The 11,786-nt window shown below is 42.5% G+C and carries 14 protein-coding genes; 10 read left to right on the top strand and 4 right to left on the bottom strand.

Annotated elements, in window-relative coordinates; all coding sequences use genetic code 11:
- Positions 1-24 precede the first annotated feature (24 nt).
- The 5 genes from AC4MCC_RS01930 (at position 25) to AC4MCC_RS01910 (ending at position 4,558) form a co-directional block, all read left to right on the top strand.
- Positions 25-231 (top strand): hypothetical protein, encoded by a 207-nt coding sequence (locus AC4MCC_RS01930; RefSeq protein ID WP_491885628.1) that lies wholly within the window; start codon positions 25-27, stop codon positions 229-231.
- 98 nt (positions 232-329) lie between these two features.
- Complete coding sequence (gene aroE, locus AC4MCC_RS01925) at positions 330-1,118, top strand: shikimate dehydrogenase (protein ID WP_491876497.1); 789 nt, start codon at positions 330-332, stop codon at positions 1,116-1,118.
- 386 nt (positions 1,119-1,504) lie between these two features.
- A complete protein-coding gene (locus AC4MCC_RS01920) occupies positions 1,505-3,328 on the top strand; it encodes an acyl-CoA dehydrogenase C-terminal domain-containing protein (protein WP_166135889.1) in 1,824 nt (607 codons plus the stop codon).
- A 359-nt stretch (positions 3,329-3,687) separates the two neighbouring features.
- Positions 3,688-3,897: a cold-shock protein gene (locus AC4MCC_RS01915; RefSeq protein ID WP_004786992.1), complete on the top strand. Its 210-nt coding sequence runs from the start codon at positions 3,688-3,690 to the stop codon at positions 3,895-3,897.
- Positions 3,898-4,273: 376 nt separating this feature from the next.
- Positions 4,274-4,558, top strand: coding sequence for a hypothetical protein (locus AC4MCC_RS01910; RefSeq protein WP_419374503.1), 285 nt, complete (start codon positions 4,274-4,276; stop codon positions 4,556-4,558).
- Positions 4,559-4,657: 99 nt separating this feature from the next.
- Here the strand turns inward: AC4MCC_RS01910 and hemW are convergent, their stop codons facing one another.
- Positions 4,658-5,812 carry a radical SAM family heme chaperone HemW gene (gene hemW, locus AC4MCC_RS01905; protein WP_491876496.1) on the bottom strand — a complete coding sequence of 385 codons (1,155 nt, stop codon included), beginning with the start codon at positions 5,810-5,812 and terminating at the stop codon, positions 4,658-4,660.
- 126 nt (positions 5,813-5,938) lie between these two features.
- Here hemW and AC4MCC_RS01900 point away from each other — a divergent pair, with 126 nt between their 5' ends.
- Together AC4MCC_RS01900 and AC4MCC_RS01895 are read left to right on the top strand one after the other, a co-directional pair.
- Positions 5,939-6,397: a DMT family transporter gene (locus AC4MCC_RS01900; RefSeq protein WP_159122648.1), complete on the top strand. Its 459-nt coding sequence runs from the start codon at positions 5,939-5,941 to the stop codon at positions 6,395-6,397.
- Between the two features lie 40 nt (positions 6,398-6,437).
- Positions 6,438-7,796: an MATE family efflux transporter gene (locus AC4MCC_RS01895; protein ID WP_491885627.1), complete on the top strand. Its 1,359-nt coding sequence runs from the start codon at positions 6,438-6,440 to the stop codon at positions 7,794-7,796.
- A gap of 30 nt (positions 7,797-7,826) precedes the next feature.
- On the opposite strand, the gene AC4MCC_RS01890 is transcribed toward AC4MCC_RS01895, so the two are convergent.
- Positions 7,827-8,033 carry a DUF1737 domain-containing protein gene (locus AC4MCC_RS01890; protein ID WP_034701512.1) on the bottom strand — a complete coding sequence of 69 codons (207 nt, stop codon included), beginning with the start codon at positions 8,031-8,033 and terminating at the stop codon, positions 7,827-7,829.
- A 288-nt stretch (positions 8,034-8,321) separates the two neighbouring features.
- On the opposite strand from AC4MCC_RS01890, the gene AC4MCC_RS01885 reads away from it, so the two are divergent.
- Together AC4MCC_RS01885 and AC4MCC_RS01880 are read left to right on the top strand one after the other, a co-directional pair.
- The gene (locus AC4MCC_RS01885; protein ID WP_004787005.1) at positions 8,322-9,620 is read left to right on the top strand and encodes an ABC1 kinase family protein; all 1,299 of its coding nucleotides are present in this window, start codon (positions 8,322-8,324) and stop codon (positions 9,618-9,620) included.
- A 97-nt stretch (positions 9,621-9,717) separates the two neighbouring features.
- Entirely contained in the window at positions 9,718-9,969 is a 252-nt protein-coding gene (locus AC4MCC_RS01880) for a type B 50S ribosomal protein L31 (RefSeq protein ID WP_491885626.1), read from the top strand.
- Between the two features lie 76 nt (positions 9,970-10,045).
- Here AC4MCC_RS01880 and crcB read toward each other — a convergent pair whose 3' ends face one another.
- Entirely contained in the window at positions 10,046-10,426 is a 381-nt protein-coding gene (gene crcB, locus AC4MCC_RS01875; RefSeq protein ID WP_341119973.1) for a fluoride efflux transporter CrcB, read from the bottom strand.
- Positions 10,427-10,592: 166 nt separating this feature from the next.
- Here crcB and AC4MCC_RS01870 point away from each other — a divergent pair, with 166 nt between their 5' ends.
- On the top strand, positions 10,593-10,925 hold the full coding sequence (locus AC4MCC_RS01870; RefSeq protein ID WP_491876495.1) for a HopJ type III effector protein: 333 nt from the start codon (positions 10,593-10,595) through the stop codon (positions 10,923-10,925).
- Positions 10,926-11,148: 223 nt separating this feature from the next.
- Here the strand turns inward: AC4MCC_RS01870 and AC4MCC_RS01865 are convergent, their stop codons facing one another.
- Positions 11,149-11,712 (bottom strand): hypothetical protein, encoded by a 564-nt coding sequence (locus AC4MCC_RS01865; protein ID WP_004787012.1) that lies wholly within the window; start codon positions 11,710-11,712, stop codon positions 11,149-11,151.
- Positions 11,713-11,786 lie beyond the last annotated feature (74 nt).

Raw genomic sequence — 11,786 nt, 5'->3', positions numbered from 1 at the left:
AAATTCTGCTAGGTAAAAATAACAATGTTTAAGCTTCACCTTAATCCTGCTACGTTGGCCTTTTGGCTATTTCTGGCGCTGGGTATTAGTGCGATTAGTACCGCTGTCATCAGTCATAACCTGATTTTAGATGTAGTTGCCATTTTTGTGAGTGTCCTCACGCTTGCCGGAACCTTATTTAGTATGGCCTTGCTTTTTGTCGAACATATTATTGAGATTTGTAGTTCTTAAACCTTTAATCTTTAGCCTGCTTTTCACTACTGACAGGCTTTAGCCCTCCTGCATTTTCACGTATATTAATGGCCATTTCTGCACATGGATATGGTGAAATGAGCAAGCAATTTGCCGTTATTGGCAACCCCATCGAACAATCACGCTCTCCTGAACTGCATCAGGCTTTCGCTACCAAAACCGGGGTCGATCTGACCTATACCAAACGCCTTGCTCCACTGGATGGTTTCACAACCAATATCCAGGAATTTTTTGCTCAGGGCGGTATTGGCATGAATGTGACTGTGCCCTTCAAAGAACAGGCCTTTGCCCAATGCCAAGTCCTCACCGAACGCGCCAAAATCGCCAAAGCCGTGAATACCCTATGGATGAAAGATGGCATTCTGCATGGCGATAATACTGACGGACAAGGCTTAGTCGAGGCTATTCGTGCTCTTGACTGGACTCTGGAAAATACTGATATCCTGATTATTGGTGCTGGCGGTGCGACCCGTGGCGTTATCTATCCATTGGTACAAGCCGGTGTGAAGAAGATTGTCATTGCTAACCGTACTTTGTCACGTGCAGAACAACTGGTTGCCGATCTAAAAGACGCTGTGCCTCAAGCGGAGTTACAAGCCATTGCCTTAACTGAGTTGGCCGGTAAGTTTGATATCGTAATTAATGCGACTTCTGCCAGTCTTAGCGGTGATGCGCTGGTACTACCTGAAGCTCTACAGTTTAAACATGCCTATGAAATGGCCTATGGCAAACCGTCCACGTTCCTGGATCAAGCCAAAGCCCGTGGCATCCCTACCTCTGAAGGTTTCGGCATGCTAGTCGGTCAGGCCATTGAATCTTTTTATATCTGGAACGGAGTAAAACCTGAGTTGAAAGATTTTCTTTAATTCTGAATATTTTTGAGATGAACGGGTTAGCCATTAATCCGTTCGCTCTTTTCCTTTCATTAAAAATAATAAAATTAAATTGGATTTAATGACATGATTTATCCAATGATTAGACCCTAACATTCGTGTACAATTCATACAAAAAACCCCCTAGACAATCTCCCTAAATGTTGATTAAAGTCCAGACAGATAAGCATTTTTCAATATAAGTGCCTTATTTAAAGATGGAGAGTTCCTTTATTTAATCTTTAAACTTGTCTGATCTTCTCGATTCGCTTTTCTGACATTTTTATTTGTTGTCTTTATCAATGTTTTTTTATCCCCAATGTGAATAATCATAGAATCGATACAGATAATCCAAAACTATTTTAATCAGGATTAAACGCATGCCAGCATATAAAGCTCCTTTACGTGATATTCGCTTCTTAATGAATGAAGTGCTTGATTACCCTGCACATTACCAAAAACTGTCAAATGGCGAATATGCCGATGCAGATACGGTAGACATGATCCTAGAAGGTGCGGCAGATTTCTGTGAAAATGTACTTTCTCCGCTGAACCAGACCGGCGATGCAGAAGGCTGTCATTTTGAAAATGGCGAAGTACGTACACCGAAAGGCTTCAAGGAAGCTTATGATCAGTTCGTACAAGGTGGCTGGCAAGGTCTGTCTTATCCTGAGGAATTTGGCGGTCAAAACCTGCCGATGTCTTTAAACCTGATCAAATCAGAAATGATGGGTACAGCGAACTGGTCTTTCCAGATGTATCCAGGTTTGAGCGTGGGCTGTATCAATACCATTATCCAGTATGGTACTGATGAACAGAAAAATACCTATTTACCGCATCTGGTTGCAGGTACCTGGTCAGGTACGATGTGTCTGACTGAGCCACAATGTGGTACTGACCTGGGTCAGGTAAAAACTAAAGCTGAACCACAAGCTGATGGTACTTATGCCATTTCAGGCACTAAAATCTTCATTTCTGCGGGTGAACACGATTTAACTGAAAACATCGTACACATCGTTTTGGCACGTCTTCCAGATGCGCCACAAGGCACCAAAGGCATTTCTTTATTCATCGTACCGAAATTCATTGCTACTGAAGATGGTGGTATCGGTGAACGCAATGCGGTGAACTGTGGTTCGATTGAACACAAGATGGGGATCCGCGCCTCTGCAACCGCTGTACTGAACTTTGACAATGCAGTAGGTTATTTAATTGGCGAGCCAAACAAAGGCTTGCATGCCATGTTTACCTTCATGAATACCGCGCGTATTGGTACCGCAATCCAAGGTATCTGTCATGCTGAATTATCGTTCCAGGGTGCATTGCCATATGCTAAAGAACGTATGTCGATGCGTGCCCTGTCTGGCAAAAAAGATCCAGAAAAAGTAGCGGATGCGATCATTCACCATGCCGATGTGCGCCGTATGCTATTGACCCAGAAAGCGATTGCTGAAGGTGGTCGTGCCATGATCTATCATGCAGCACAAATTGCAGATAACATGAATGATGCCCTGCTGCGTGGTGATACTGCTGAATTTGAACAGCAGGATGATCACTTAGGTTTCTATACCCCTATTCTGAAAGGCTTCCTGACTGAAATGGGTTATGAAGCAGCGAACCACGGTATGCAAGTATTTGGTGGTCATGGTTACATCAAAGAATGGGGCATGGAGCAAATCGTTCGTGACTCACGTATCTCTACCCTGTACGAAGGAACGACTGGCGTTCAGGCGCTTGACCTGATTGGCCGTAAAGTCCTGCTGACCTCTAAAGGTAAAGTGATTCGTGATTACACCGCTGAAATTCTGAAATTCTGTGGTCAGCATGCACGCAATAAATACATGCGCCGTTTTGCCTGGGATCTGACCAAGCTATGTGCACAGTGGAACGCACTCACTGTACGTATCATGCTGGCAGCACGTAAAGACCGTGATATCGTATCCTCTGCTTCTGTGGACTTCTTGATGTTCTCGGGTTACGTCATGATGGCTTACTTCTGGGCACAACAAGCTGCGGTTGCTTCAGCAAAACTGGTTGCTGGTGATGGTGCAGAAGTTCCAGAGTTCTACAAAGCGAAGATCAAAACTGCGGATTTCTACTTTGAGCGTTTATTGCCACGTGCCCAAGGCCATGCGGAAGCAATGGTGAATCCATCAAAGACCATGACTTCACTGGCAGCAGAACATTTCAGCTTTGATTACTAAGTCAAAAGTTTAGGTTTTAGCTTTAAAAAGAGCGCTACGGCGCTCTTTTTCATGTGTCAACATGATGACTTGATACAAAGAAAAATCTGCTGCGTACACAAACTACACAAATTTATATCTATAATTTTCAGACGCCTATTAAATAATCCATATAATTTACTTGAATATCTATAAATACAGGGTATGATGGCGATAACTAGAAAAATTCTTGTTTTGGTTAGTCTTCTTTTAAGTATCGCAGTTTTAGTCATAAACCTTCGTTTTAAAGATCAATAAGCTCCATCCTTTTTATTTTTCAAAGTTACAGCTAGTCATCTGAAATTTTGACTATAAATCCATAAGATTCAATAGGTTATATTATGTCTAACACAGTTACCGGTACAGTAAAGTGGTTCAACGAAACTAAAGGTTTTGGCTTCATTCAACAAGACAATGGTCCAGACGTTTTCGCTCACTTCAGCGAAATCCAAGGTTCAGGTTTCAAAACTTTAGCTGAAGGCCAAAAGGTTTCTTTCAGCGTAGCTCAAGGCCAAAAAGGTCCTACAGCGACTAACATCACTGCAATCTAATATTGCGAAGATGAAAAAAAGCACTCATTAGAGTGCTTTTTTTGTACCTTAAATTGGCTAATTTTAGTTTCCAGATCAATTAATTAAATTTAAAAGATAATTAAATATTCGCTTTTCATTCATCATCTTGTCCCAAATCTCTTCATCTAATTTTAATCAGGTTAAAACATGAAGAAACTGAGAAGAATTTTGATGATTTTAAAATCAAAAATTGCCCATAAAAATATAGAAGTTTTAATTAAAATTATTATTTATTAGCTACTTAAATACAAATTTGACAGAAATCCTGAAATTTACAAAAGTCTTGTCTACAGCTCCATCTTCCCTACATCACTGACTCCTATGATGAACTCATTAAATAAATATGAGTATTATCATGAATAAATTAGTTTCTTCTTTAATGATTGGCTTGATCGCAACAACAGCTACCATGTCAGCAATGGCGGCTCCTGGACCGGATCATCGTCATCCAACGCCATCAGCGCATCATTTTGATAAGAAACCAATGCCGCATAAAGGTGGTTTCCATAAAGCACCTCCTAAAGCGCATTTTAACCAGCATGATCGTCATGATAAATTTGGCAAGAAAGACCATAAGGGTTTCTTCAACAAAAACCATCACAATGGCCCGCATCACAAGTTACCGCCTAAGTATCGTTAATCCGAATGGCTTAAATGCATAGTGGAGAGAGAAGAAAAAGCCCGATGTAACTCATCGGGCTTTTTTAAACTTGATTAATTATTTAGATAGATTAGGCAATTAAAGAAACTCTTCCAGCACAGAGTTTAAAAAGATGTGACCTTGCTCAGTACATGCCAGACGTTCTGTATCTTCTACCATCAGTTGACGTTGGCGCAGTGAAGTCAATAATTCACTCAGTGTATCCAAACTATAGCCTGTTCGTTCAAGATAAAGCTTTGCTTCCACGCCATCATTTAAACGTAAAGCATTCATCATAAATTCAAACGGCATATCTACCGCTTCGATGCGCTTAAACTGCAAATTTTCTGCTGGCACTTTGGCTAAATAGTCTTTAGGCAAACGGGTTTTCTGGAAACGGTAAACACCATCCGGTTGAGTCACTTTGCCATGTGCCCCTGCTCCAATGGCCAGATAATCACCAAATTGCCAGTAATTCAGATTATGTGCCGATGGCAATTCTTTACGCCAGGCAGAGACTTCATAATTGATAAAGCCATTGGCTTTTAAATAGGCCTCGCCCTGTTCCTGAATCTCTTCCAGTACTTCATCGACCGGTAAAATCGGCTGAGTACGGAAAAACACGGTATTCGGCTCAATGGTTAACTGATACCACGAAATATGCGTAGCGCCATTCTCGACTGCCAGTTTCAGGTCATTGAGTGCCTGCTCCAGTGTCTGTCCAGGCAAGCCATGCATCAAGTCTACATTAATTCGCTGAAATCCTGCGTCACGCGCCAAGCCAATCGCCGAGATCGCATCTTGATTGCTATGGATTCGGCCCAGCTTTTTCAGATGCTCGGTATTAAAACTTTGCACGCCTATCGAAAGACGATTAATACCAGCTGCTAAATATCCAGCGAATGGATCATGCTCCACTGTACCCGGATTGGCTTCCAGTGTGATTTCACAATTCTCTTCAAAAGGAATCAGTGCTTTCAGTTCGGTAAATAGCCATTGATAACCTGCAGCAGAGATCAGTGACGGCGTTCCCCCACCGATAAATACACTATGAATCGAACGGCCTTGGGCAAAATCAACCTGAGTTTTAAAGTCCTCTACCAGCGCATGCAGATATTCCCGCTCCAGGTCTAAAGACAATTTTCCATCAGGCACGGCATGCGAGTTAAAGTCACAATACGGACATTTACGTACGCACCACGGCATATGGATATACAGGGATAAGGGAATAAGTGCAGGATTCAATTCAGCCAAAGAACTACTCAAAAACAACTACAAGATCTAGCGTAATTTTAACATGACTCGGCAACAACACTGCTAAAATTAAAATCGCCATCGCCTAATGCCTAAAAATTTAAATAGAATTAGATAGTTAAAATTATGAAAATATCTTCCCAGCTCCTCATTTTACTGCCTTTGGTCTTTGCAATCGGGGTCTTGCTGACCTTACAGACGGCTATTAATACCCAATTAAAAGAATATTTATATTCTCCTATTCAAGCTGCATTTTTTTCCTTTTTGATTGGTACAATAGTGCTTGCCGGCATCGTGCTGTTTCAGTCACATCCCAAACCAGGTTTACAGGAGCTGATTGCAGTTCCCTGGTATCTCTGGTTAGGTGGATTTTTGGGTGTTTATGCGATCAGCATGAGTATTTATGCTGCTCCCAAAATGGGCTTCCTGACACTGACCGGAATGATTATTTTTGGTCAGATGGTGATGTCCATGATCGTCGATCAGTTTGGTCTGCTGGGCAATGAAAAAATGCCGGTGAACTGGCAACGTCTTTTAGGTGGCGTGGTGATTTTTATTGGTGTGCTTCTCACTTTACAACGCTAAACCTTATCTCTAAGCACATGATCACTAATGAGTAATTTTTGTGTCGAATGTTTTGACAGCCACAACCCGTCGTTATGAATTAAAACAGCTGTTCCATCTGATGTTGCCCATTCTGGTCACACAATTCTCCCAAGCAGGTTTGGGCCTGATTGATACGATTATGGCCGGGCGTCTCTCACCGACTGATCTGGCAGCGATTGCGGTTGGTGTCGGCCTCTGGATTCCAGTCATGCTACTGTTTAGTGGCATTATGATTGCTACTACACCTTTGGTAGCGGAAGCGAAAGGCGCACGTACACCTGAAAAAATCGCCACAATTGCGCGGCAATCACTATGGGTTGCATTCATCCTGGGGGTGATTGCGGGTCTGGTTTTACAAGTTTTGCCACTCACCTTACCTTTACTAGGTGTTCCAGAAAGTCTGCAACCTAAAGCTGGCCTGTTTTTGCATGCCATCGGCTTTGGTATGCCTGCTGTAACCATGTATGCGGCTTTACGTGGCTACTCTGAAGCCATTGGTTATCCACGTCCGGTCACTGCCATTAGCCTCATGGCGCTACTGCTTTTGGTTCCATTGAACTTCATTTTTATGTATGGAGTTGGTCCAATACATGCGCTGGGCAGTGCAGGTTGTGGTTTTGCCACCGCAATTCTGCAGTGGCTCATGTTAATGAGTCTGGCACTGTATATTTTTAAAAATCGGGTTTATCAAAATAGTCAGCCATTTAGTCACTGGGAAAAGCTAAATGCGTATTGGCTGAAACGGATTTTAAAGCTGGGCTTTCCGATCGGACTGGCAATTTTCTTTGAAGTGAGTATTTTTAGTACCGCAGCGATTGTTCTGAGTCCATTAGGTGAAACCATTGTGGCCGCTCACCAGATTGCTATTTCCGTTACCTCGCAATTGTTCATGATTCCCATGTCTCTCGCCATTGCACTGACCATTCGGGTGGGAACTTATTATGGTGAACAGAACTGGGATGCCATGCGTAGAGTGCAAGGCTTAGGTCTGATGACTGCGACGATTCTGGCTCTGCTGATCATGTTGATGCTTTGGGTGTTCCGTAGTGAAATCGTAGCGCTCTATACCTCTGACCCGATGGTGACCCAGATCGCGCTTTATCTGGTGCTCTTTGCTGTGGCCTATCAGCTGATGGATGCCTGGCAGATCAGTGCTGCAGGCTGCTTACGCGGCATGCAGGATACCAAAGGTCCGATGTGGATCACCATGATTGCCTATTGGGTGATTGCCTTTCCTGTAGGGGTTTATCTATCCCGTTTTGGAGATATGGGTGCGGCAGGCGTCTGGGTCGGACTGATTGTCGGTCTAAGCGTGGCCTGTGTTTTATTGCTGGCACGACTTTATGGCAATAACAAACGTTTAAGCCAGCGTGCCTAATTCTCTTATTATTTAAAAAGATGCATTGAATTACTGATTTAATGCATCTTTTAATCCCTGTGGAATCTCCGACTCATCTGCGACTTCTTTAATCACCACTTGCCCCACAATCACATCTGTTCCATTAAAGGTCATGGTCGGCGCACCATAAAGTTCATAGCCTTCATTAAGCGCCTTGGTCACACGGGCACAAAAATTCACATCATCTTTGCCAGTAAAATATCGATAGACTTTCATTGAAATTTCTTGATCTTGAGATGCCATTATTTTAAGCCTTTCATCATGGAAAGGAACTCAAAAATCATGTTTTGCTCTCTTCAGAATAATTAAATAATTGATTCAAAAACTACCATACAGATGCCAAGATGGTTTAAAAATTGCATAAATCAAGTGAATAATATCAAGCAAATATGAATACTTTGAGAAGCTTTGCAACATAACATCTACAATTAAATATAGGCAATTTATAGTTTGTCACCTATGATCAGATACACCCATAAAAATGGTGATTTTGAGGAATCTCGCATGGCAAAAACGGCTCGAACGCCTGGTCGCCGCTTTATGAAATTGGCTGGAATGACCGCAAGTATTGCAAGTAAAACCCTATCCAATTCGATTAAAAATTTAACTGCGGATGAAGAGCAGAAAAATGCTGCACGCAGTAAATTATTTCAGGATATTGGAGTACAGATTGCTGATACCTTGGGGGAAATGAAAGGTGCGGTGATGAAAGTCGGCCAGATTGCCTCGCAATATAAAGATATTTTTCCGCCTGAAGTTGCTCGAGCCATTTCCAAATTGCAGCGTCAGGCTCCACCGATGCCATTTAAAGAGATTCAGTCACAGGTCGAAAAAGAATTAGGCAAATCTTTGCAGGACCTATTCCAGCAGTTTGATGAGCAGCCTTTTGCCGCAGCCTCGATCGGACAGGTGCATAAAGCGACGCTACCCGATGGCCAGCAGGTTGTGGTCAAGGTGCAATATCCGGGAGTGGAAGAAGCCTGTGAAAGTGACCTGAAACAGGTTCGTCTCGCCTTGCGTTTGATGGGTGTACTTAAAATTGACCGCAAGTTGCAGGATCAGCTATTTAAGGAAATCCAGCATAGTCTGGACAATGAACTCAATTATGAAATTGAGGCTCAGAATCTGGAAGTGGCGCGTGCCTTTCATGAATCGCTCGATCACCAAATTGTAATTCCGAAAGTATTTAGTGAGTATTCTTCCCGCCATATTCTGACCCTAAGCCTGGAACAGGGTGAAAGTATGGAAACGGCCAGCCAATGGCCGCTAGAAACCCGTAATGCCCTAGGCCGCCGATTATTCCGTGCGATTGGTCAGGAAATTTTCTATCTGAAACGTTTTCACTGTGATCCGCATCCAGGGAACTTTGCCTTCCGTGAAGATGGCTCGGTGATTATTTACGATTACGGCGGTGTTAAAACGCTTTCTACCGAGATCATTACTCACTTCAAAGAATTGATCCATGCAGCCCGTGACAAGGATATTTCGACTATTGAACAGCAACTGGATGCCCTGCATACCCTGACAGAGACCGGAAAATTCCCGGCCGATCTGTATGAGCAATGGCTAGAAGTACTGATGCGTCCTTTAACTACCAATTATGATTTTGCTGAAAACTCAGCACATCATGATGGAATGGAATTGCTCAAACCTTCTCTGAAATATTGGGATGTATTCAAACCGTCGCCAGATACCTTGATGGTGAACCGTACTATTTCCGGACAGTACTGGAACCTGATTCATTTGAAAGTACATGATGATTTGAGTGATGTATTTGAAGAAATCGTGCCAAGTCGCAGTTAGGTTGAAGTAATAAGCTTACAAGCAGTAACCCTACTTCACTTGAAATATCAAATGTTACATTATAACATTACCCTTAAATTACAAGAGGAATATTACGATGCGTCCAGACATTCATCCCGAATATCAAGAAGTTTTATTTCATGACACCAATGCTGATGCCTACTTCGTGATTGGCAGCACCATGACTTCTAGCCAGACCAAGGAATATGAAGGTAAGACTTATCCTTATGTCACCCTGGATATTTCGAGTGCTTCACATCCGTTCTATACCGGTGAGCAACGTCAAACCAGTAATGAAGGTCGCGTAGCGAGCTTTAACAAACGTTTTGCCCGTTTTAAACGTGGTTAAACTTAAAACCTCCGATTTTTCTCTCAATTTAAATGGTGGTTTATGTCAGGAAATTACCTCCAATTTCCTGACTTTTTTATGCCTGCGCCAAAGCCAGCTGAGTTAAATAGAAGCCCATACCTAGCATAAATACTCCGATAATCACACTAGAGATCACATAACTTAGGGCGATCGTGACTGCACCCTGCTTAAGCAGCTGAAAAGTTTCTAGACCAAAACTGGAGAAAGTCGTAAAGCCGCCCAAGATACCTACCATCAAAAATAGCCGTGCTTCGGTTTGCAGGAAACTGTATTTCTGGCTAAAGGCAAAGAAAATCCCGGCACACAGGCAGCCTATAACATTGATCCACCAGGTCGGCCACGGAAATAGCATCTGTGGCTTGGCAATCAACATTCCTGTTCCATAACGCAGTGTTGCCCCAATCGCGCCTCCCATTGCCACCAAAAGCCAGTTCATGTTTACTCCGTCTTTATTCGATCTTAAATCTTTCGTCAGCCACCATGTGGGACGAGAATAATGAATAACATCATGCACCTAAAATTGCAGAATGAACATGGATCTTTGCCAAAAAATTGGTATATTCGACGCCATTCAAATTGATTTAAGTCTAGAGGGAATCCACATGGCTCAGGAATTACTGGCTCAATTGGCTGCGGGCGAAGCTAAATTTGCAGATGTGATTGCATATATCGATGCACGCTATACTCATACACCAACTGCATTCAAAAATGGTCAACAGGCCAATGCTGCCACTGAAAACCAAGGCAGTGCCAAAGTATTTTCATTTGCCAAATTGAATGGTCTGGATCAGGCACAAACCTTGAGCCTGTTTGCAGAACACTATGCGGCTGTACTGACTACACCAGAAGCAACAGATCATCAGAATATCCGTCAGTTCATGCAAAATGGCTGGGATGGTGTTGTATTTGAAGGTGAAGCACTGGCTGCCAAATAAGTTATTCTGCCAAATAAAAAACCGCCTATTTCTGGCGGTTTTTTATATCAAACTAACAAAACAAGATGACATTCGTATTTAAGATTAAAATTATTTTTTGGAAGAAGTAGTTCATTTAAAAAATGAAAAACTATGAGGCTTAAAATAAATTAAATATCAAGAAAGCCAAGCCACCCAGCAGCACTCCAAACACCCCTTTCAGAAAGTTCTAAGTTTTCCAGTGTTAACCTTTACCTACTTTCTCAATCCACTTGATCGAGCTGACCCGAAACACCTCACAAGCACCATCACCGGTATCGGTTGGGGTTAAAGAAGATTTCCAGACGAGGTCTTTATCACGTACTTCCACCAGTTCACCTTGCAAACGTACCAGATCACCACGTTTCACCTGTTTAATCGCTTTGGCAATTTGTGGATTGGCAGGGATGATGTGCATATTGGATACCATCTGTTTGGCCTGTTCAATGGGCACTGGTACGCGATCCATTTTCCAGTTCAGGTAACGGTTATACTGATTGACTGTAATGTGCCGGGCAATTTCAGGTTGTGCAAACAACCCCCAACTCACCGCATAATCGATCGGAGAGAACTTAGCCTGCTCGTCGTCGGTATAAATTTTTGATCCCAGAATGCGGAAATCACCTTTAAACGGCTGCAAGACTGAAATAGATTGGTCTTTGGCCATCGGTGGCAGCCCTTTGGCAACATTATGGTCTACAGAAGTGTGACCATAAAGCGGTAGTAAAAGACTGGCCGCCAAAGCATAGTATCGAAGATGTTTGAACATAATTCTGTCTTTATTCCATCAAATCTTTTCAAGAATATCTTGTTTGATAGTACGATTTTTTTAATGAATAAATA

Source organism: Acinetobacter sp. CAU_H_56, assembly GCF_058599425.1.
This window is presented reverse-complemented; position numbering and strand designations above follow the sequence as displayed.

Coding starts and splice junctions, on each gene's coding strand:
- AC4MCC_RS01900 (WP_159122648.1), top strand. CDS start 5,939: ATGAAAATATCTTCCCAGCTCCTCATTTTACTGCCTTTGGTCTTTGCA.
- AC4MCC_RS01890 (WP_034701512.1), bottom strand. CDS start 8,033: ATGAAAGTCTATCGATATTTTACTGGCAAAGATGATGTGAATTTTTGT.
- crcB (WP_341119973.1), bottom strand. CDS start 10,426: ATGAACTGGCTTTTGGTGGCAATGGGAGGCGCGATTGGGGCAACACTG.
- AC4MCC_RS01880 (WP_491885626.1), top strand. CDS start 9,718: ATGCGTCCAGACATTCATCCCGAATATCAAGAAGTTTTATTTCATGAC.
- AC4MCC_RS01910 (WP_419374503.1), top strand. CDS start 4,274: ATGAATAAATTAGTTTCTTCTTTAATGATTGGCTTGATCGCAACAACA.
- aroE (WP_491876497.1), top strand. CDS start 330: ATGAGCAAGCAATTTGCCGTTATTGGCAACCCCATCGAACAATCACGC.
- AC4MCC_RS01915 (WP_004786992.1), top strand. CDS start 3,688: ATGTCTAACACAGTTACCGGTACAGTAAAGTGGTTCAACGAAACTAAA.
- AC4MCC_RS01865 (WP_004787012.1), bottom strand. CDS start 11,712: ATGTTCAAACATCTTCGATACTATGCTTTGGCGGCCAGTCTTTTACTA.
- AC4MCC_RS01870 (WP_491876495.1), top strand. CDS start 10,593: ATGGCTCAGGAATTACTGGCTCAATTGGCTGCGGGCGAAGCTAAATTT.
- AC4MCC_RS01885 (WP_004787005.1), top strand. CDS start 8,322: ATGGCAAAAACGGCTCGAACGCCTGGTCGCCGCTTTATGAAATTGGCT.
- AC4MCC_RS01920 (WP_166135889.1), top strand. CDS start 1,505: ATGCCAGCATATAAAGCTCCTTTACGTGATATTCGCTTCTTAATGAAT.
- AC4MCC_RS01930 (WP_491885628.1), top strand. CDS start 25: ATGTTTAAGCTTCACCTTAATCCTGCTACGTTGGCCTTTTGGCTATTT.